A 20719-nucleotide genomic window follows, 5' to 3' on the forward strand; every position below is an offset into this window, starting at 1 on the left:
AAAATGAGCATATAATTTTTATGTAGTACTTTAGTTTTAAGTACTGAAATGTTTCGATGAACACTGATTTTCAGGGTTTTTTTGAAGCACGAAATCCAGCGTATGTCGATAGCTGATATTTTTGGTATTTTGGCCGTGGTATACATTCTTGGTCACCTGCTCTATATGCTCTATTATGCAGTAGGTATCTACCATTTGAATCCCTTCGTAAAATTAAAGCCCCTATTGCCTCGGGAAAAACTTCTGCTGAATGAAAACTTTCCCATCTATGGTAAGCTTCCAGATATACTGAAAGCAAAATTCGAGCAAAGAATCGTTTGGTTCAGAAGTAGGAAGAAATTTGTTTTTTATGGTAATGTTGCTGATAAAGAGGAGCTACGACTTATTCTAAGCGCCGCTGCCGTATTGATGACGTTAGGGTTAAAGGATTATAAAATGATACGGTCACTATTGCGAATTTTGGTGTACCCATCACGGTATTATTCCCGAATAAAAAGACGACATCATCTAGGAGAATACAATCCTCATTTTAAAACGGTTATATTTTCTGCGGAAACGATTCGGGAAGGGTTTGCAATACCAGACGATAATATAAATCTAGCAATACATGAATTTGCACATGCACTGAGTTTTGAAATGAGTAAAAAAAGCTCTTGGGAGGCGCGAAGATTTAGGGTCGGCCTAAAAAAGATGAAAGAACTATTGTTAGATGCATCTTTTGTTGAGCAATTGTCGTCTTCACAATATTTCCGGGAATATGGTATGACCAATCTACAGGAATTTTTCTCGGTTACGGTAGAGAATTATGTTGAAACACCAGCGATTTTTTCAAAAGACTTTCCCCAATTATATGCCATTATTCGACAAATGTTGAATTTTGATTTCCAATCCCCTGCTGTATCGGCTTCTTCTAAAAATTTATTCTGAAACTAGCGTTTGGGGTAAGGCCCAAGGAAACACTTTTGACCGCTTCAATCTCATTATTTTCATTTAATCTATAATAGGTGTTCAGGGTGTTCTTTCTGTTGGTGAAATTCAAGATCGATACGCCGACGGAAGCCTTTGTTCCAGAATTTATAGAAAAATTATACATAGCTGAGGCATCTGCCCTGAAATATTCGGGCAATCGACTACTGTTCGGATCGGCATAATTGATGCGATTTGGAAAGAAAGTAGCATCTATAGGGTTATCTGCTTGAGGTTCGGTAAAGGGTTTGCCCGTTCTGTAATTCACCCCCAAACTGAATTTCAAATGATCGAAGGTGTAGTTTCCGGCCAAGGTAACGCTGTGTCGAACATCTAAGTTGTTGGGAAAAGTACTTGGCGCGATTTCATTGAAAGTATAGTTGTTCTGATTGTAGGTATAGCTGAGCCATGTACTATAATTTGTTGATTTTTTATTTATTAAAAACTCGATGCCCTTTACATCGTATTTCCCCAATTCACCATTAAACTGATTCTGGTTTTGAAAGCCTTGGGTGGCTGTGCTAATGCCTGCAACTTCTTTGTAGAATCCTTCCAGACCGATATATAGGTTTTCATGGTCAAAATTAATGCCGACCGATCCTTGTTTGCTTTTAGTTATAGGTAGCGTTTCCCCATCAGATAGAATCCATCTTCTTTTTTCAATACCTAGAAAATTCTGTTCGAGATCGACCACTTGATTGGTAGCTTGGCTTTTGAACTCACCCATGAATTCCGCCTTTAAATGTTTTGTAAAAGAATAATTGATATTCAATCTAGGTTCGATTATGAAGTCGTTGTAGGTCGCAATATTTTCTAAATAATTCATACGGACACCACCACGCGCGAACCATTTTTTATTTGCCGGGGCAAACGTCAATTCAGAATATAGGGCATAGCTGCGCATGACTCCTTTGATGTCACTTTTAAACGGAGGCTGAGTGACGTTGGTGGCATTGATAATGCCGGTTTCGCTCAATTGATATCCATTGAGCCAATGTAATGTGTTGCTCAATTTGTACTGTGTGTTTAGTTTTACTGAAGTCTCAAGAACTTCATTGTTTTGAAATAACTCTTGTTGTTCGGTTGAAGTCGTATTTAATGCGTCGAGCATATAACTCGTGTAGTAGATATTCAAATGGGTCGAGAATTTCGAGGTCCATTGACTTTCGAGACTACCGCCGAAAGAGAGGTTACTTTGATTCAATTCGCTATTCGATGTTCGGCCTGCGTCAGAATCGGTTTCGGAATAGTCCAAATCGTTATTAATGTTGATAAGGCTAAATCGAAATTTTTGCTTTGCATTGATGTTATATAGCAGTTTTGCGCTGAAATCATAGAAATAGAAATCTTCTTCTTTCGTTATAGCTGATGCGTTGTTGTTCCCCGAAACTTCACTGTCTTGAAATGCCCTTTCGAAAAATTGATTATAAGTTGGCGTATTAAAAAAATCGGTGAGTGACCGACGAGCGGAAAATTGAAAGGACAACTTTTCCGATAACGGAATTTGACCATAGACATCGCCCCCGATAAGGTTAAAGCCACCACCTCCTATAATGTCGGCGTTAATCTGGTTTGCGGTTTGCATACTTATGATGCCACTGACCCCGTCACCGTATTGGGCGCTGGTGCCATTTTTAATAAGAACTACCTTGTCGGTAAGATAGGGGTTGAAAGCCGATATTAGGCCAAAAAAGTGACCTGACTGGTACATCTTAATACCATCCCATAAAATTAGATTCTGGTCGTTGGTGCCTCCTCTAATATTTATGTTGGAAACCGTTTCGTCAATACTCTTAATGCCCGGAAGGGCTTGAACGGTCTGTAGAACATCGGGTTCGGTTAATCCGGGTAAAAGTCCGAATTCTTCGGTGTTCATTATTACGCTGGCATCGAGTTCTTTTGTGAGTCCTGTGGTTAAAAATTTTGAGACGACGACTTCGTCCAGTAACTGATAGTTAACTGCCAGTAAAAGCGTTGGGCAATGCGATGCTACTAAATCTTCTGCATTGACAAACAGTGTCTTATGTCCAATGTGGCGTATTTGTATTGTTGAAGATCTTGGAACATTGATGAACGAGAATTTACCCTCTAGATCAGTGACCGATGCGACTTCACTTTGTAATATTTCAACTGTGGCGCCTGCAAGGGTGTTATTTTCGAAATTGTCGAGTACAGTTGCACAGATAGTCACAGTTGCACTTTTTTTGAGCGTATAATAACGTTCACTAAGCTTTTGAATTTCGATTTGAGTCTGCCCTCTAATATCATCTAAAATTTCAGAAAGCTCTGAGGATTTCGGAATGGTAATTTGAATGTGGCTAAGGTCTTCATCGATGTACGAGAACTTTACATTAAAATCTTGTTCTAGTATTTGGATAAAGGAGCTGAGGTAGGTGATAGCCCTATTTTCCTGTGCCTGAACCATTAATGAAATAAAAAATAGCACGGGGCAGAGAAAAGGAAGAACACGCTTACGGAGTGTTTTCAGCATAAAATAGCACTTTATTCCCCTCAAATTTAAACTTTATTCGAGAAGGAACGCTAATACTCTGAACGGCCAATTCGGTATCTGTATTGCTGAAAGTGCCGGTAAATAATTGATCGGAGTCTATATTTTTGGTTTCCACGGTAATATTATGCTGTCGCTCGAATTCTGATAAAACGTACTTTAGGGGAATGCTTTTAAAAGTACTTTCGTTATCCATCCAGGAAGGCCTGGTGTCAGTAACTTTAGACTTGATAATAGCGCCGTTAACGACAAGAAAAGAATTGCCTGCTGGTAATTTGGTTTCTTGCCCCTTAAATTGAATACTGACCAACCCTTCGAAACAGGTAACTTCGAAAAAATCTTTTCTGTTCTCTACATTAAATTGTGTACCGAGAACGGCAACAGTGCCATCTGCGGTAGCCACTGTAAAGCGCTTGCCTTTGGCAACTTTGAAAAAGGCTTCACCGTTCAATTTGATACTGCGCTTATTGTTCCAGTTTTTTGAATCGTACGAAAGTTCTGAATCGGCGTTTAATGTTATTTTAGAGTTGTCAGGTAAACGAATTTCTTTACTTTCCGCATACTGGGTAATTACTGTGTCCTCTAGTGTATTCAAATAAAAATAAGAACCAGTGATGAGAATGGCAACGGCCGCCGCTATGTGCAAAAATTTCTTAAAGGGATGCAGCTGAATGACTTTGGGTTTATGGAGGATATGTTTGTTTTTGACGGCCATAAATGTGCTTTCCATATCGAAATCGGGAGCTTCCAGATTGCTGGAAGCCTCAGCTATTCTTTGGTAAGAAGCGTACGTATCGGATTTTTTAAATTCCGACAGCTCAGCTTCCGTGAGTTCATTGTTTAGCCATTTTGCCAAGTAATTCTCCTGCATGATTTTCAGCTTTGTATCTTAATAACAGTTTGTTATAAAAAAACCCTACTTTTTTATACTAATTTACAACATCGCCATAGATGAGGTTCAAAATTTTTACAGCAAGCCCAGTATCCATGCAACCATCAAATACCTTCAATTTGCTCCCGTAATGATTTCAGTGCCAAGTGCATCCTTTTTTCTATGGCTTTCACGCTAACGCCTTCTATTTTAGCAATTTCGGCATACTTCTTTCCATCAATACGATTTAAGAGAAAGGTGGTTCGCTGGTTTTCTGGTAGACCGTCAAGTGCCCTATTCAATTTTTCTTTGAATTGTTTTTCTTCCATCAAGAATTCTGGAGACTCATGGGTGGTTTTCAAGCTCTTATCGGCATATTTTAAGCGTACCTTTTCCGCTTTAATGATATTCAAATATAGGTTATTGGCCACAGTGTAAACATATGACTTGGCTTTTTTCGGGGATACTTTGCCGCAATTTTCCCAGAGTTTCACGAAAGCTTCCTGCACGGCATCATAGGCTTTTTCCTCATTTCCGAACTTATAATATATATAATTGAAAACCGTTTTAGAATTATCTTTAAAGATTGTGCTGAACACTTCTTCTTCACATACGGTATCTTTATTTTCGATATTCAAAGGGTAGATTTTATACCAAAGATATTTTAAAAAAATAAACTAGGGGTAGGGTATTTCTAAAGTATGTTGTTTCAAAGTTGAAGAATAAGTAAATCCAAACCATTATGAAAAGACTTTTGAATTATGGCATCTATACATGTCTACTTGTATGCACATTGAGTATGGTTTCTTGTCAAAAGGAACATGAAGAAGTCGATCCGGTAAATGAACAGGAAACCCTTATGGCCAGTTCTGCTATCGCAAAATTGATTGAACAAACAGTTTCCAATGATGGTTCCTATGATAATATCGTTGATGGGTCTAGTTGTTTTAATGTTAGGTTTCCCTATACGGTACAAGTCAATGGCTTGGAGCTTTTAATCAATACAATGGAAGATTTACAGTTGGTAGAGATGGCCTTTGATGCGCTTGATGACGATGAGAATATTTTAGATATCTATTTTCCGGTTACCGTAACCCTGGGAGATTACACAGAAGTTACTGTCAATGGAAAGGAAGATTTGCTTACACTTTCCGAACAATGTATTGAGGGTGGTGACGATGATGATATAGAATGCATAGATTTTGTTTACCCCATTTCACTGTTCACCTTCGATATAGGTAAGCAGCAAACGGGCAAAATAATAGTAAACAGTGATAGGGAATGGAGACGCTTTTTTGCCGGGTTGGATGATGAAGATTTGGTAGGAATTGATTTCCCTGTGGTATTGGAGTTACATGATGAAACTGAAGTCGAGATCCATAGTAATACCGAATTGGCTTCCGCAATAGAAAGTGCAAAAAACGCCTGTGATGAAGATGACGACGATGATTACAACGATGATGATTTTACACAAGAGCGTTTAGACGAGTATTTAGTAGAATGTTTTTGGTTGATCAGGGAAGTCGAACGGAATGACCTGGCCCAAACAGAACAATATTTCGAATACGCCATGAATTTTACGGAAGCCGGGGAGGTGACCCTAATCGATAGGGGCGGAAATAGGATTGCCGGAACTTGGGCAACCGGGATCGTCAATCATAACGTAGTGCTAAATCTTGATTTTGAGGTGTTGGTAGCTTTTAATCTTGAATGGTTCGTCAATGAAATAGAAGAGGGTAAAATCAAACTTTACTCCGGCGACGATAATAAAATTGTTATGAAAAAGGCTTGTAATCTCTTTTCCGATGAGCCTGATGCTTTAGGTGATGTATTACGTGAATGTAGTTGGATAGTAAAAAAGGTCAAGAATGAAGGGGAAGAAATGAGAAGGCTTTTGGGCTATGAGTTCAATTTTATGGCCGGAGGCGTAGTAACCTTGGGCAATGGCGATAATACTTCGGAAGGTACTTGGGAAAGTACGACCAATGCGCAAGGACGTTTAGTTATGGCTATAGATATGGGGCAAGAACCCGGCGTTAGTTTTGAGTGGCCCTTGGCCGATTTAAGGGATGATCGGCTGAAATTTGAAATCGAGGAAACCGATTACGAGCTAATTCTTGAAAGAAACTGCGACAATGATGAAAATGACGATGATGTTATTACAATCCGTGGCCTCTTTAATAAGTCGCTTTGGGAGGTGGCTTATTTTGCCGAAAATGAAAACTTCTCGACCGAACTATATGGTGGTTACCTATTCAGTTTTGGCCTGAATGGGCAACTTACGGTCTTAAATCCGAACGAGCAGGAAGTTGATACTGCTAGGTGGTTCGTATATAGAAATAGTGAACAAAAACTTGAAATGATCATCACTTTCGAAGTAGAAAGCAATTTCTATGCTTTAGGGAACGATTACCATATTACTGAAGTAAGCGAAAATCGTTTGGAGCTAAAGCATCAAAATGATTGGGGCGGTTTTAATGATCTTGTTTTGGAAAAGTTATAATTGGTAATAGGGTAAATAATCTTAGGTGTTTCGACGTTATAGTTGCGGTATAACTAAAAATCACAAATATGAAATTCAATTTTATAAGAATATGTACCCTGTGTATCGCTATGGCCTCATTTATGGCCTGTGATAAAGATGATGATAAAACAGAAGATCGGGTTACCGCCGAAGATATAACAGAAATCAAAACTATTATAAATAACGGGGAATGGTACGTATCGTATTTTTTAGATTCTGATGAGGACGATACCGATAATTTCCTCGGTTACGGGTTTATCTTTAATGTTAGCGGTGTTTTGGCGGCCACCGATGGAAATACAGCGTTGTCAGGCGCATGGTCAATTGCAGTTTCTGATGCCGATGATAGTAGTGATGGCGAGGTCGAGTTTGATATTGTATTCAATGCTCCGGATAATTTTGAGGAATTAAGCGAAGATTGGCACATCGTAAAGTACACGAAAAGTAAAATTGAACTTGAAAATGTCAGTGATGCTAGTGGCGGCACCGATTATTTGACTTTTGAAAAGAATTAACACCTTTTTTGCCCCACATCCCCGAAAAGGGCATCCATCCTAGATGGGTGCTCTTTTTTTTTCTTCTTAAACACCATCTTTCCCACTGTTATTAGTAAATTTGCTTTCCTTCAAAAGAACGCAAGACGATGTTTGATAATTTAAGTGAAAAGCTTGACAAGGCACTGCACGTACTCAAAGGGCATGGCCAGATTACGGAAATAAACGTTGCAGAGACTACTAAAGAGGTTCGCAGGGCCTTGCTAGACGCTGACGTTAACTTTAGAATAGCCAAAGAGTTTACGAATCGTGTCAAGGAAAAAGCCTTGGGACAGAACGTGTTGACGACGTTGCAACCGGGCCAGTTAATGGTCAAGATCGTGAAAGACGAGCTTACCGAACTTATGGGGGGCGAAACTGAAGGTGTCAACCTTTCGGGTAATCCATCCATCATTTTAATGTCAGGATTACAAGGTTCTGGTAAGACTACTTTTTCGGGAAAACTGGCCAATTTTCTAAAAACAAAAAAATCGAAAAAGCCCTTATTGGTGGCCTGTGACGTATATCGACCTGCGGCCATTGATCAGCTACATGTTGTTGGTGAACAAATCGAGGTAGAGGTATATTCCGATCGTGGTAACAATGATCCTGTCGCTATTGCCAAAGCAGGGGTGGCCCATGCAAAGGCTGGTGGGTTTAACGTAGTCATTATCGATACGGCAGGTCGTCTGGCGGTCGATGAAAAGATGATGGATGAAATTTCTAACGTCCATAATGCTATTCAGCCTCAAGAAACCCTATTCGTGGTTGATTCAATGACAGGTCAAGATGCTGTGAATACGGCCAAGGCTTTTAATGATGTTTTGAATTTTGATGGGGTTATCTTAACAAAATTAGACGGTGATACGCGTGGTGGTGCCGCCATATCGATAAAATCGGTTGTTGACAAGCCTATAAAATTCATCGGTACGGGAGAGAAAATGGAAGCTATTGACGTTTTCCACCCATCTCGAATGGCCGATCGAATTTTGGGAATGGGCGATGTGATTTCGTTGGTTGAACGTGCCCAAGATCAATTCGATGAAGAAGAAGCTCGTAAGATTCAAAAGAAAATCGCCAAGAATAAGTTTGGTTTTGATGACTTTTTAAACCAGATCCAGCAAATCAAGAAGATGGGAAATCTGAAAGATTTAATGGGAATGATACCTGGTGCCGGTAAAGCTTTAAAAGGGTTGGATATCGATGATGACGCTTTTAAACATATAGAAGCTATTATTCATTCGATGACACCCGACGAACGTTCGACACCCTCGAAATTAGATGTCAGCCGTAAAAAACGAATAGCCAAAGGTAGCGGTCGTACTGTGCAAGAGGTCAACCAATTGTTAAAACAGTTTGACCAAATGAGTAAAATGATGAAAATGATGCAAGGCGGAGGTGGCAAAAAGATGATGCAAATGATGGGTGGCATGAAGGGAATGTCATAAGTTGAATAGCTATCAAAAATGCCAAAGTTAAAAGAGTCAAAAGCTGAAAATTTATAAATGGAATTACTAGACGGTAAAAAAGTTTCGAACGAGATTAAAGAAGAAATCAAGGCCGAGGTTGCCAAAATGAAAGAACGGGGAGAAAAAGTTCCCCATTTAGCCGCAGTTTTGGTAGGTAATGATGGTGCAAGTCTTACGTATGTTGGTAGTAAAGTACGGTCGTGCAAACGTGTTGGTTTTGAGTCGACCTTGGTTCAGATGCCGAGCACAACTTCGGAACAAGAGCTGTTAAAAAAGATTGAGGAGCTCAATCAAAATGATGATATTGACGGCTTTATCGTTCAGCTTCCCTTGCCCGAACAAATCGATACCCAAAAAGTAATTATGGCCGTTGACCCCGATAAAGATGTCGATGGGTTTCATCCTACCAATTTCGGAAAGATGGCGTTGGATATGAGTACCTTTATACCTGCAACGCCGTTCGGTATTTTAGAACTGATCGAGCGTTATGGCGTTGAGACCCAAGGCAAGCATACCGTAGTGATCGGTAGAAGCCATATCGTCGGGCGTCCCATGAGTATTCTTATGGGCCGTAAAGGTTTTCCTGGTAATTCGACCGTGACTTTGACACATAGTCGCACAAAGAATATCACCCAAATTATATCTCAGGCAGATATTATTATTTCGGCATTGGGTGTTCCACATTTTTTAAAAGCTGAGATGGTAAAAGACGACGCCGTAGTCATTGACGTGGGAATTACCCGAGTAGCCGATGATACCAAGGAGAAGGGGTACTATATAACCGGTGATGTTGATTTTGAAAACGTTAGTAAAAAAGCTTCCTATATCACGCCCGTTCCGGGTGGGGTGGGGCCGATGACCATTGCCATGTTGTTGAAGAATACGTTGTTGGCGAGAGAAAGGCACCGAAGTCGAAAATAGTTAGGTTTTTAATTAAAGGGGTGCTCTAATGTTCATCCCTTTAATTTTGTGCTATTTTAAAGGTGAAAGAATGGTCGGTTGGCTTCCTATTAAAAATTGATTTCCTTAAGGATTTTTGGCTTGGTCATCAAATAAAGCGCCTGTTGTTTCCTGCGTGTCATCCTTTGGTATTAGCAAATCAATATCTTCGCTATCATCATAATTACAACTGCTCATTCCGAATAAACCTATAACGAGCGATCCTGCGATTAGAAATTTTTTCATACGAGGTAATTTAGTAGGTGTTTTACCCGATTAATGCTAATTGATAACGTTTAAAAAGCAGATTTCTTGTTTGTTTTTTGGTGTAAACTATTGATCACCCATTCCCTGTTAGAAATCCCAACCCTTTTCTTATCTTGTAATCCGTTTTAATCGAACCGTTTTATGAAATCTATTGTAATGTTGTCCATACTCTGTTTGGGCACAACTTTTGCCGTTCTTTCCCAATCGGGAAAAGTGTACGACAATCTTTCCATGACCAGTGAAATTTTAAAAGGCGAACGCAAATACGCTGTTTATCTTCCGCCTGATTATGAAACCTCCGAACGTAGTTACCCGGTACTCTATTTATTGCACGGTGCTGGAGATGACCAAACGGGCTGGGTGCAGTTTGGTGAAGTATTACGATTAGCAGACAATGCCATAAATGACGGAACCGCAACGCCAATGGTCATTATTATGCCAGATGCTAATTCAGGGCAACGCGGTTATTTTAATCAGGGTAAGGATTGGAGGTACGAAGATTTCTTTTTTGAGGAGTTCATGCCTTATGTAGAAGAAAAATACCGTGTCAAGAATGAAAAAAGATATCGTGCCGTAGCCGGACTCTCCATGGGAGGGGGTGGTTCGTTTATGTACGCCCTACACCACCCAGAATTGTTTTCGTCTGCTTGTCCGTTAAGCGCCTACGTTGGGCCTTTGACAATCGATGACCTTAAAGAAAGATTGAAGCGTGGTACAACAACATATTCCGAAAAAGAAATCAAGGAATATTTTGCAAAGCACAATGCCCTAAATTTAATTGAAAATTTACCTGTTGAGGATGTTAAATCGGTACGTTGGTATATTGACTGTGGCGATGACGATTTTCTATATGAAGGAAATAGTTTGGTGCATATTGCAATGACAAAAAAAGAAATTCCCCATGAATATCGCGTTCGTGATGGTAGTCATAACTGGACGTATTGGAGAGAAGCACTTCCTGTCGTTTTAGAATTTGTATCAGACACTTTTCATCAACACTAATTCTGTATTTCAACTACAATAAACAAATTTGCACCAAACATATAAAATATGAAAAACTACGGCATTGCCAAGCTATTGACTGTTTTAGGGATTGTTTTTTTTATTTCGATTTCCTGTGAAGACAAACCTAAAAAACCCAAGGAGATTCCTTTGGTCAAAAGGGAAGATTCTGTAATAGGTTTGGAGCGGGCCAAAGAAACCAGACAGAACGTGGCCGCACAAGTGGCCGAGGGGCTAGAACTTTCATTGTGGGCCTCCGATTCATTGGCGCCCGACCCGATAGCCATGTCGATAGATGATTTTGGCAGGGTATACCTTACACGTACCAATCGACAAAAGAACTCCGAATTTGATATACGAGGACATAGGGATTGGATGACCCCTTCCATAGCATTGCAAACGATGGAAGAACGTCGCGCCTTTCTTCGAAGCACCTTCGCTCCCGAAAAGAGCGAGGAAAACGAATGGTTGGCCGATTTGAACAACGACGGTGTTCATGATTGGAAGGATCTTGCCGTGGAAAAAGAAGAAATATGGCGTTTGGAAGATAAAAACGGAAACGGTATTGCCGATGAGTCAACACGTATTTTGAGCGATTTTAATGAAGAAGTCACTGATGTAGCCGGGGCGCTTTTGGTACGAAAGAATGATGTATTTGTTGGCGTGGGTCCTGATATGTGGCGATTGACCGATACGAACGATGATGAGGTATTGGATAGTAAAACATCCATATCCCATGGGTATGCAGTGCATATCGGTTTCGGTGGGCACGGTATGTCAGGGGCGATCGAAGGTCCTGACGGAAAAATTTACTGGGGTATCGGCGACATCGGTTTTAATGGTACCTCACAAGAAGGGGAGAGTCATAAATACCCCAATCAAGGGGTCATCGTAAGGGCGAATCCTGATGGTAGTGATTTTGAAGTTTTTGCTGCTGGTCTGCGTAATACCCACGAATTTGTTTTTGATGCCTATGGTAATATTATCTCTTCCGATAATGATGGTGACCATCGTGGGGAGAGTGAGCGCTTGGTACATATTGTTGAGGGGCATGATGCCGGTTGGAGGTCTAATTGGCAATATGGGAAGTATACCGATCCTAAAAATAACGGGTATAACGTTTGGATGGATGAAAAGTTATTTGTCCCTCATTGGGAGGGCCAGGCAGCCTATATTATTCCTCCCATTCAAAATTTTCATAATGGCCCTACAGGTATGGTTTTCAATCCTGGTACGGCATTGGGCAAAGATTGGCTGAATAAATTCTTTTTGGTAGAATTCGTAGGTACGCCGAGTCGCTCGCATATTTGGTCGTTTGGGTTAAAACCAAAAGGCGCTTCGTTTGAATTGAATGGAGAGCAAGATGTACTCAGTGGGGTGCTTCCTACCGGTATTCGTTTCGGGCCTGATGGCGCGTTGTACCTGGCCGATTGGATCAACGGTTGGGATACAAAGAATTATGGTCGCGTATGGAAGTTGGATGTAGCCGCCAACAAAAATGATTTAGAAGCGGAGCGTGAAGAAACACAGCGCTTGATGACTTTGGATTATGACAAACAGTCCATCGATGAATTGGTCAAATTTTTATCGTACAAAGACATGCGAATTCGCCAAAAAGCACAATTTGAATTGGTCAAAAGAGGAAACAAAGGCTTTGATGCTTTTCAGGAAGTGATTGCAGGTAATTCGAATCAATTTGCACGGATCCACGCAATCTGGGGTATTGGGCAATTGGCAGGAAGGGATAATGGAAAGGCAGCGCCTTTAATGAAATTACTCGATGATGGAGATTTGGAAATTGTTGCCCAAGCTAGTAAGATTTTAGGCGATGTACGGTATGCCGAGGCTGCCCCGAAATTACTTCCGTTGTTAAAGAATGACAATCCGAGAGTTCAATTTTATGCAGCTCAGGCTTTAGGAAGGCTTGCTTACAGAGAAGCGGTTCAGCCCTTGCTCGATATGCTTGCCGAGAATGCTGATGAAGATATCTACATCAGGCATGCGGGAGTTTTGGCACTTTCACGAATAGATGAGATTGAGCCTATTGCTGCATTGGTCCACAGTCCCAACCGAAGTTTAAGAATTGCGGCCGTCTTGGTTCTACGGCGTTTAAAGAGTGCCCGGGTTTCTGATTTTCTTAAAGATAAAGACGAGTATATTGTGACAGAAGCTGCTCGCGCCATTAATGATGATTGGTCAATTGAAGAAGATTTACCGGCTTTGGCATCCGTTTTGACAGAGCAACGGTTTTCGTCTGAGCCTTTGCTTCGACGGGCTATAAATGCTGCTGTTCGAGTCGGGGGAGAAAAAGAATTGGAGACCTTGATCAATTTTGCGAGACGAAGCGATTTGTCGGGAGTTATACGTGGAGAGGCACTTGCGGCTATCGGTACTTGGGCAGAACCTTCTGTGTTAGACCGGGTCGATGGCCGGTATAGGGGCGAAGTCAAAAGAGATGCTGCTCTGGTAAGGCAAGAACTGGAAGGGTTGATCGAGCCTTTCCTGAAAGATAGCGATGAGGATATTTTGGTTGCAACCTCGCAAATGGTAAGCGCTTTGGGTATTCGTTCGTACAACGACCGACTGGCAGCTATTATGGCAAAGAGTAAGTCTCCGAAAGTACGCATGGCCATGTTACAAGCTTTGGGAGAATTGGAGTATGCTAAAATAGCTACGGCCATGCAATCGGGAATGAAAGATCCCGATCCCATGGTACGCACTGTGGCCATTGGTCTAATTACTAAAATGGAGGTGTCTAAGGAAGCCTTGCCAGGTATTGTGAACCCCATTTTTAAAACGGGTTCGATACGTGAGCAACAGAAAGTATTGAGTGTATTAGGGGAACTTTCAAGTACCAAAACCGAAGCGGTACTGGCACAATTGATAGAACAGGCAAATACCGAAAAATTGTCTTCCTCGGTGACTTTAGATTTGATAGAGGCCGTTGAAGCTTCAGGTTCGGAGAAAAACATTGCACAGCTGGACCCCTTAAAAGCCACAGGAAATACGGTCGAGGCTTATCAAGAGACCTTGAATGGCGGAAATTGGCGAGAGGGAAGGGATTTCTTTAATAAAAACTCAACCGGGCAATGTGTGCGATGCCATGCCGTTGGAGGTTTGGGAGGTAAAGTAGGACCTGAGTTGGATAACATTGGGAACGTACTAAGTAGGGAAGAGTTGCTCGAAGCGATAATCAATCCGAGTAAGCGGCTGGCACCCGGTTTTGGTACCGTCACGGTCACCCTAAAAGATGGTCAGGTCGTAACTGGGCTCTTAGAGGAAGAAACGGAAAAGGAACTTATTCTACGAACCACAGATGCCGAACCGATGGAAATTGCCCTTTCACGAATCGGCAAGCGCGAAAACATGCCTTCAGGTATGCCCCCGATGGGCGGCGCATTATCAAAACGCGAAATCAGAAATGTCATCGAATATTTGGCGAGTTTGAAGAAACCGCTACCATAGAAGGAAGGTTTTACTACATTGCCCGTTTTGGGTTAGGCCTTTAAGAAGTCGATAAGCTGCTCATTGACCAGATCCTGGTGCATAGAGTGACCTAGGCCTTCTGTAGCGATAAAGATACTGTTCTTCCAATTGGCGTGTACGGCTTCCGAGGCATGAAATGGGGTAATATTATCCAATTTATCATGGAACAATAATCCTTTTATTGCATTCGTCTTTACAAATTTAGAGGTGGAAAATTCCTGTATGGTAAATCCGAAATGTTCTTGAATGTACTGGTCTAGACCTTCCATAACTGCTTCGTTCAAATTTAAGAGTTTTTGGTAATGGTCCATAATTTCGTGGTTCTCGGAAGGCGAACCAATGGTCACTATTTTTTCTACGGAAGATATCGGATGTTTGTATTGATGATATAAAGTCGTCATCCCTCCAACAGAATGCGCAACTACGTAACTGGGTTTGTATTTTTCGACCATATGATGCAAACATACGGTATACAAGGGTACATGCATTCGTTGTCCTGATGAGTGGCCATGTGCCGGCGCATCAAAAGCAATAATATTGTAATCTTCTTTTTGAAGAAATTCAATGAGGTTACGCCAGCGAAAACTATTACTTTCCCAACCATGCACCAAAAGTACAGTTTCTTTCGTTCCACGCCATAGATAAGATTGCAACTGGTGGTCCGCGACCTTTTCGACAGCCATTCTTGCTCTGTTCAGAAATGCGACCTGCTCTGGTAAAACCCTTCCCTTTCGCACTTTGGAGAAAGTTTGAAATGCTTTTTTAGCGGCGTATTTTTTTGATAGATGTGAGAGGGCATTGAAATATTTGCCATAGATTAGGGGTAAATAGGCCGTAATCAATTTTTTCATAATGAAGAGTAAAGTAACTTTGGAAACCTGTATTTTATTAGGGGTAACCTATTGAACCTGTGCAAAAGTAAGAGTAAATTATAACATGGAAAATCTTTTCCGAAAGAGGAAGTTGGTAAGAAACTGGAGTATTATTTTAATGGTGTGATGTTGGGATTAATCCTTTAGTGGTTTTTTCTTGATCATTCCGCCTTTGATATCGGTGATAACGTTCATTACAATAAAAGCTTTTTTATCGATCTTATCGATTTCTGTACTTAAACGGGCCAATTCAAGACGGGTCATTACCGTGTAAACAATTTCAGTTGATAGGCGCTCAATACCATCTTTGCTGTAGCCTTGTTTTCCTTGATAAATGGTGCATGCCCTTCCCATTTTCTGGGTAAGCATTACCCGTATTTCTTCACTTTTATGCGAGATAATGGTTACTCCTATATATTCTTCTACACCATCAACGACGTAATTAACCGTCTTTGCGGCCACTAAATAGGTTAGAATGGCATATAGCGCGGTTTCTATGGACAATAGATAGGCCCCGGCCGAAAAAATCATTATGTTAATCAGCAGCAAAACATCGCCGATGGTCAAGTGCCATTTTCTGCTGAGGTAGATGGCGAGTACCTCGGTGCCATCTATGACGCTGCCGCCCCGCATTGCCATACCGATACCAAGCCCTAGAAAAAAACCACCAAAAACGGCTATTAAGAGTTTGTCACTGGTTATGATGGGGTAATGCACAAAATGAACCACCACCGCCAAAGAGATGATGGCAAGAATACTTTTGATGGCGAATTTTTTACCAATAGTTTTAGCGCCCAAAACTATAAACGGTAAATTGACCAGTACCAACAAAATACCCAGGGAAATATTCGATTTGACCTGGATCAATAGGGAAACCCCTGTAGCGCCGCCATCTATAAATTGGTTAGGGAGCAAAAAACCTTTAAGGCCAAACCCCGCTGCGAAAACTCCGATAGCAATAAACAATACTTCTTTTATGGCATGGGCAAACTCTACTTGTTCTGAACGTATTTCAGAAACTATCTGTTTTTTGGAAGGTTCTTTTTCTTCCTTGTTCTTTAATTTGTTTTTGGCACGCCGTACCAAAAGATAGTGTAGTAGCGGATTCATGAAATCTAGATTGCTATGGTCAAAATAATTTCTTAAAGTGTGCAAACCTCAAGGTCAGCTTTACTGCAATTTTTTATATCAAGGGAGAACAGCTGAAACCTATTCACGAAATCAGGGACTAATTTTCAGGAGTCACTCAATAATTTATTAAGGAACAATGGGGCATCCTTAAAAGTTTGAAGGTGACGTTTGAGCACTGTTTATGTCGCATTTCGGTTTTGAAAAAAAACTAATCCCAAGCGACCATCATGTACTTGGTTTTGGCTTTGTCCGGTATTTGAACGGCCTCAATGTTAACACTTGATGAATAGCGCAAACTTGAGGGTAATTCGGCCTTGTCAATTGTAAAATACACTTTGCTATCTTTTAAGATAACTAGAATATTATTGGTCGATGTAAGTATTTTTTTTATAGTATGCTTTTCTTTAATATCCTTAAAGGTACTTAGGGTGCCCACCCCTTGTTCTGTGATAAAACGCGGGTCATGGATCCTGACGTTTTCGATAGTTGGAATACTGTCGGAACTTGGAGTAAGGGTCAACAAGAGCTTTCCTCCTTTTTCAAAAACTCTAACCTTTTTTGATCGATTGGCTAAATTCAGAATTAATGTATCCTTTACTATTGAATCATCGGCGTAGATGAGTTCAAGGTCACGCACAAGGCTGGTCTGGTCTAACTTACCAACACTGTTTTTGGTAATTAAAAACGCACTTTTCTCTTCCTTTTGGCAATTAAACAGCAAAAAGGTAACGAAAACTATTATGACCGCGGCTATTCTTTTCATTAACGGGTATACTTTGTTTTTCAATGTTATGGATCAAGATATTTTGCAAATTAACGCATAACTTTTTTTAAGACCCCTAGAACCCCGCGAATAAATGTTGCACTGGTAAGCACTTTTATCACCGGATTTTGGCGCGTGCTTCTTCTGCTGCTGGTTCTGCTACGCGAAGTTGTTGCTTTTTCTTTCTCTTTATCTGCCGCGGCTTCGGCCTTTTCAATTTTTTCGTTTAAAATTTCATAGGCGCTTTCCCGGTCAATGACTTCTCCGTATTTTTTAACAAGCTTCGAGTTGTCAATGACTGCTTTTAGCTCACTATCGGTTAAAACGTCCATACGGCTCATGGGCGCACGAAGCAAGGTAGCGGCTAAAGGTGTCGGTCTTCCTTTTTCATCCAATGCCGAAATCAATGCTTCCCCAATTCCTAAAGATGTGAGTACTTCTTTTGTGTCGTAATAAGGTGATTCGGGGTAGTTCTCAGCTGTCAATTTTATAGCCTTTCGGTCACGGGCCGTAAAGGCCCTCAGTGCATGTTGCACTTTTAGTCCCAATTGAGACAGTACTTCATTGGGTACGTCGGTTGGGTTCTGCGTGACAAAGTAAAGGCCGATTCCTTTAGAGCGTATCAATTTTACTATACTTTCTATTTGCTCCAATAGTGCTTTTGAAGCTTCCTTGAAAATTAAATGGGCTTCATCGATAAACAAAATAAGTTCGGGCCTGTCACTATCCCCTTGTTCGGGGAATGTAGCATAGATTTCAGCGAGCAGACTTAACATAAAAGTAGAAAATAGCTTGGGTCGGTCTTGAATATCGGTCAAGCGAATGATATTGATATAGCCCTTTCCATTTTCATCGATGCGGGTCAGGTCATCGACCTCAAAAGATTTTTCCCCAAAGAAAAGTTCTGCCCCCTGCTGTTCAAGTTCGATAATCTTTCTCAAAATGGTGCCTGTCGAACTGGTAGAAATTCGGCCGTAATTGGACTGAAATTCCTTTTTACCTTCACCTGTAGCATATTGTAGCACTTTTTTGAAATCTTTCAGGTCTAACAAAGGCAACTTGTTATCGTCACAATATTTAAAAACAACGGCAACAATACCTTCTTGGGTGACGGTCAGGTCTAGGATGCGGGAAAGAAGTACGGGGCCGAACTCAGAGACAGTGGCCCTCAATTTGACACCATCTTGTTCGGAAAGCGAGAGTATTTCGACTGGGAAATTCTTTGGTTCAAAGGGAATCCCAATTTTCTGGTGACGTTCGTCTATTTTTGGATGACCCGGACTCGGTTCCGCTATACCACTGAGATCTCCTTTCAGGTCCATAAGTAAAACGGGTATACCCTTATCCGATAAATTTTCGGCAAGTACTTGTAACGTTTTTGTTTTCCCAGTACCGGTGGCACCGGCTATTAGACCGTGTCTGTTCAATGTTTTTAAAGGAATTTTTACAAAAGCATTGGTTACGGCTTCACCATTTTGCATGCCTGCTCCCATGATTATAAAATCTCCTTTTGTAGTGTAACCTTTGTCGATATGTGCAAAGAATTCTTCCTTAGTGCCCATTGCGTGTAATTTTTTGATAAAAATAGGGGAAAATTAAGTAATGAGAAGTATTTACCGGGAATACCAATGTTTTTATGTTAAATGCTTAATCGGCAGAACGTTCATTTTTTAGACATAATCGTGCTACATTGAATTAGAAGGAGAGAATTTAAAATTTGTGCTTTGTGCGACTTATCTTTGCGCCATGGTAACAGATGATGTTTTGACATTGGTAGATAAAGGTGTAATGCTCCCACTGATGGAAGAGTTTTATACTATTCAGGGCGAAGGATTCCATAAAGGTACAGCAGCATATTTTGTGCGTATCGGTGGTTGTGATGTAGGATGTCATTGGTGTGATGTCAAAGAGAGTTGGAATGCAGAAACGCACCCGCCAACTGCGATTGAAAATATCGTTGAAAATGCAGCTAAGTATTCCGATACCATTGTAATTACAGGTGGTGAACCCTTGACATGGGATATGGGGCCTTTGACATCGGCATTAAAAGCAAAGAAACTGAAAATACATATTGAAACATCGGGTGCTTATGCCTTAACGGGTATTTGGGACTGGATTTGCCTTTCCCCGAAAAAGAACAAACTACCCGAAGGTAAAATTTATGAGAAGGCCCATGAACTCAAGGTCATTGTTTATAATAAACACGATTTGATTTTTGCCGAAGAGCAGGCTGCCAAGGTTAACAGTGAATGTATTTTATACTTACAACCCGAATGGAGCGTTCGTGATAAAGTAACACCTTTGATTGTTGATTATGTAATGCAGCACCCCAAATGGAAGGTGTCTTTACAAACCCATAAATATCTGAATATTCCGTAAGTCTGAATTACAGGCGTATAAAAGCAATTTTTTCTGAATTGCAACAAGCGTACCTTAGTACAGAATTGGGTCTTAGAAGGTTGGCTATCTTCCGCCGTTTGTTTGTAAATCGAGAATACATTCAGGGTCGAGGCCCGGTGCAGATGATAAACCTTTTGATACTCTGCTGGTCAACATTTTTTTCATGCCGGCCCCAAATTGTAATTCTGCACGCATCAAACAATTTTCTTCATTACAGTGGTTTTCGGCATCGGGATCTTCATGTTCGTTGACCGGAGTAGTGCCTAAATCGACAAGTCCGAAAAGATGCCCGAATTCGTGATTAAGGGTTGCCGCTTCGATATCTGCTTCCGATATCAAGAAACTCTGTTTGGCCAATTTTTTTACAGTACTTTCATGAATGACCATTGAGGTGTTGCGATAAACGGCACCAAGAGTTACCAAATCTTCATCTTCATCGTCTGATTCTGAAGGGGCATCGGCAAAATAGATATAAATGGCCAAGGTCTTACCATCGTTGTATGCCGTTCTGTTTTCTTTCTCTAAATCGGCAATCTCATTTAGGGAAAGACTATCTTTTTCTGGTGAAGGCAACTCATTGTACATTACTTCGATATTCTCTTTGAACGTATATTCTTTCAGGAATGCTTCAAAGTCGGTAATGGCATCGGCCTTTGGCCTGAAATCTTTTACATAGGCAATCTCTACCAAAAGCTTGTCGAAATTATCGTTGGAAAGAATATCGTTCGCAGACTCGCCAGCTGCTTTAAGGTTTGCGGTTTTATCGACTGCCTTAGGAGTTTCATCTACGGTGTTCGAATCATTTGAGCATCCTATAAAAAATAAGGCACCTAACACCATTAAAAGAATGGAATGCTTTTGTATGTTAAATTTACATCGACCGCCTTTATGTCTGTATTCAGTTTTCATATCTAACTGTTGGCTATTTTTAGGTTACTGCTGAAACAAAGTTTTCAATTGTAACTTGTTCAGATAGTGCAAATAAAG

Annotated in this window: 17 protein-coding genes; 8 read left to right on the forward strand and 9 right to left on the reverse strand. The window is 40.7% G+C overall.

Annotated features, from left to right (window positions below; all coding sequences use genetic code 11):
• Positions 1–102: 102 nt before the first annotated feature.
• A complete protein-coding gene (locus AACZ88_RS23570; RefSeq protein ID WP_339716147.1) occupies positions 103–927 on the forward strand; it encodes a zinc-dependent peptidase in 825 nt (274 codons plus the stop codon).
• On the opposite strand, the gene AACZ88_RS23575 is transcribed toward AACZ88_RS23570, so the two are convergent.
• From AACZ88_RS23575 to AACZ88_RS23585, 3 genes are all read right to left on the reverse strand, one after another.
• A complete protein-coding gene (locus AACZ88_RS23575) occupies positions 911–3457 on the reverse strand; it encodes a TonB-dependent receptor plug domain-containing protein (protein WP_339716150.1) in 2547 nt (848 codons plus the stop codon). The two genes, AACZ88_RS23570 and AACZ88_RS23575, sit on opposite strands and share 17 nt — an antisense overlap.
• Positions 3438–4346, reverse strand: coding sequence for a FecR family protein (locus AACZ88_RS23580; RefSeq protein ID WP_339716152.1), 909 nt, complete (start codon positions 4344–4346; stop codon positions 3438–3440). The genes AACZ88_RS23575 and AACZ88_RS23580 overlap by 20 nt, the downstream gene beginning before the upstream one ends.
• A 125-nt stretch (positions 4347–4471) precedes the next feature.
• A complete protein-coding gene (locus AACZ88_RS23585) occupies positions 4472–4984 on the reverse strand; it encodes an RNA polymerase sigma factor (RefSeq protein ID WP_339716155.1) in 513 nt (170 codons plus the stop codon).
• Between the two features lie 104 nt (positions 4985–5088).
• On the opposite strand from AACZ88_RS23585, the gene AACZ88_RS23590 reads away from it, so the two are divergent.
• The 4 genes from AACZ88_RS23590 (at position 5089) to AACZ88_RS23605 (ending at position 9793) form a co-directional block, all read left to right on the forward strand.
• Complete coding sequence (locus AACZ88_RS23590) at positions 5089–6849, forward strand: hypothetical protein (protein ID WP_339716158.1); 1761 nt, start codon at positions 5089–5091, stop codon at positions 6847–6849.
• Positions 6850–6917: 68 nt separating this feature from the next.
• Positions 6918–7385 (forward strand): hypothetical protein, encoded by a 468-nt coding sequence (locus AACZ88_RS23595; RefSeq protein WP_339716160.1) that lies wholly within the window; start codon positions 6918–6920, stop codon positions 7383–7385.
• A gap of 128 nt (positions 7386–7513) precedes the next feature.
• Entirely contained in the window at positions 7514–8851 is a 1338-nt protein-coding gene (ffh, locus tag AACZ88_RS23600; protein WP_339716163.1) for a signal recognition particle protein, read from the forward strand.
• Between the two features lie 57 nt (positions 8852–8908).
• Complete coding sequence (locus tag AACZ88_RS23605) at positions 8909–9793, forward strand: bifunctional 5,10-methylenetetrahydrofolate dehydrogenase/5,10-methenyltetrahydrofolate cyclohydrolase (protein ID WP_339716165.1); 885 nt, start codon at positions 8909–8911, stop codon at positions 9791–9793.
• A 105-nt stretch (positions 9794–9898) separates the two neighbouring features.
• Here AACZ88_RS23605 and AACZ88_RS23610 read toward each other — a convergent pair whose 3' ends face one another.
• Entirely contained in the window at positions 9899–10057 is a 159-nt protein-coding gene (locus AACZ88_RS23610; RefSeq protein WP_339716167.1) for a hypothetical protein, read from the reverse strand.
• Between the two features lie 162 nt (positions 10058–10219).
• Between AACZ88_RS23610 and AACZ88_RS23615 the strand changes: the two genes are divergently transcribed.
• Positions 10220–11080 (forward strand): alpha/beta hydrolase-fold protein, encoded by an 861-nt coding sequence (locus AACZ88_RS23615; protein WP_339716170.1) that lies wholly within the window; start codon positions 10220–10222, stop codon positions 11078–11080.
• Between the two features lie 48 nt (positions 11081–11128).
• On the forward strand, positions 11129–14545 hold the full coding sequence (locus tag AACZ88_RS23620; RefSeq protein ID WP_339716172.1) for a HEAT repeat domain-containing protein: 3417 nt from the start codon (positions 11129–11131) through the stop codon (positions 14543–14545).
• Between the two features lie 32 nt (positions 14546–14577).
• On the opposite strand, the gene AACZ88_RS23625 is transcribed toward AACZ88_RS23620, so the two are convergent.
• The 4 genes from AACZ88_RS23625 to AACZ88_RS23640 all read right to left on the reverse strand — a co-directional run bounded on the left by AACZ88_RS23625 (position 14578) and on the right by AACZ88_RS23640 (position 18894).
• Entirely contained in the window at positions 14578–15417 is an 840-nt protein-coding gene (locus tag AACZ88_RS23625; protein WP_339716175.1) for an alpha/beta hydrolase, read from the reverse strand.
• A 156-nt stretch (positions 15418–15573) separates the two neighbouring features.
• Positions 15574–16548 carry a YitT family protein gene (locus tag AACZ88_RS23630; protein WP_339716177.1) on the reverse strand — a complete coding sequence of 325 codons (975 nt, stop codon included), beginning with the start codon at positions 16546–16548 and terminating at the stop codon, positions 15574–15576.
• 229 nt (positions 16549–16777) lie between these two features.
• Positions 16778–17332, reverse strand: coding sequence for a hypothetical protein (locus tag AACZ88_RS23635; RefSeq protein WP_339716179.1), 555 nt, complete (start codon positions 17330–17332; stop codon positions 16778–16780).
• A gap of 50 nt (positions 17333–17382) precedes the next feature.
• Positions 17383–18894, reverse strand: a complete 1512-nt coding sequence (locus tag AACZ88_RS23640) for a helicase HerA-like domain-containing protein (protein ID WP_339716182.1) — start codon at positions 18892–18894, stop codon at positions 17383–17385.
• 184 nt (positions 18895–19078) lie between these two features.
• Between AACZ88_RS23640 and AACZ88_RS23645 the strand changes: the two genes are divergently transcribed.
• On the forward strand, positions 19079–19711 hold the full coding sequence (locus AACZ88_RS23645; protein ID WP_339716184.1) for a 7-carboxy-7-deazaguanine synthase QueE: 633 nt from the start codon (positions 19079–19081) through the stop codon (positions 19709–19711).
• A gap of 84 nt (positions 19712–19795) precedes the next feature.
• On the opposite strand, the gene AACZ88_RS23650 is transcribed toward AACZ88_RS23645, so the two are convergent.
• The gene (locus tag AACZ88_RS23650; RefSeq protein ID WP_339716187.1) at positions 19796–20641 is read right to left on the reverse strand and encodes a hypothetical protein; all 846 of its coding nucleotides are present in this window, start codon (positions 20639–20641) and stop codon (positions 19796–19798) included.
• Between the last annotated feature and the right edge of the window lie 78 nt (positions 20642–20719).

The organism is uncultured Kriegella sp., assembly GCF_963975415.1.
Classification (GTDB): domain Bacteria; phylum Bacteroidota; class Bacteroidia; order Flavobacteriales; family Flavobacteriaceae; genus Kriegella.

Bases quoted from the DNA above. Each gene is read 5' to 3' on its own strand.
- AACZ88_RS23650 (WP_339716187.1), bottom strand. From the start codon at position 20,641: ATGAAAACTGAATACAGACATAAAGGCGGTCGATGTAAATTTAACATA.
- AACZ88_RS23620 (WP_339716172.1), top strand. From the start codon at position 11,129: ATGAAAAACTACGGCATTGCCAAGCTATTGACTGTTTTAGGGATTGTT.
- AACZ88_RS23635 (WP_339716179.1), bottom strand. From the start codon at position 17,332: ATGAAAAGAATAGCCGCGGTCATAATAGTTTTCGTTACCTTTTTGCTG.
- AACZ88_RS23590 (WP_339716158.1), top strand. From the start codon at position 5,089: ATGAAAAGACTTTTGAATTATGGCATCTATACATGTCTACTTGTATGC.
- AACZ88_RS23645 (WP_339716184.1), top strand. From the start codon at position 19,079: ATGGTAACAGATGATGTTTTGACATTGGTAGATAAAGGTGTAATGCTC.
- AACZ88_RS23580 (WP_339716152.1), bottom strand. From the start codon at position 4,346: ATGCAGGAGAATTACTTGGCAAAATGGCTAAACAATGAACTCACGGAA.
- AACZ88_RS23625 (WP_339716175.1), bottom strand. From the start codon at position 15,417: ATGAAAAAATTGATTACGGCCTATTTACCCCTAATCTATGGCAAATAT.
- AACZ88_RS23610 (WP_339716167.1), bottom strand. From the start codon at position 10,057: ATGAAAAAATTTCTAATCGCAGGATCGCTCGTTATAGGTTTATTCGGA.
- AACZ88_RS23615 (WP_339716170.1), top strand. From the start codon at position 10,220: ATGAAATCTATTGTAATGTTGTCCATACTCTGTTTGGGCACAACTTTT.
- AACZ88_RS23630 (WP_339716177.1), bottom strand. From the start codon at position 16,548: ATGAATCCGCTACTACACTATCTTTTGGTACGGCGTGCCAAAAACAAA.
- AACZ88_RS23605 (WP_339716165.1), top strand. From the start codon at position 8,909: ATGGAATTACTAGACGGTAAAAAAGTTTCGAACGAGATTAAAGAAGAA.
- ffh (WP_339716163.1), top strand. From the start codon at position 7,514: ATGTTTGATAATTTAAGTGAAAAGCTTGACAAGGCACTGCACGTACTC.
- AACZ88_RS23570 (WP_339716147.1), top strand. From the start codon at position 103: ATGTCGATAGCTGATATTTTTGGTATTTTGGCCGTGGTATACATTCTT.
- AACZ88_RS23640 (WP_339716182.1), bottom strand. From the start codon at position 18,894: ATGGGCACTAAGGAAGAATTCTTTGCACATATCGACAAAGGTTACACT.
- AACZ88_RS23595 (WP_339716160.1), top strand. From the start codon at position 6,918: ATGAAATTCAATTTTATAAGAATATGTACCCTGTGTATCGCTATGGCC.
- AACZ88_RS23575 (WP_339716150.1), bottom strand. From the start codon at position 3,457: ATGCTGAAAACACTCCGTAAGCGTGTTCTTCCTTTTCTCTGCCCCGTG.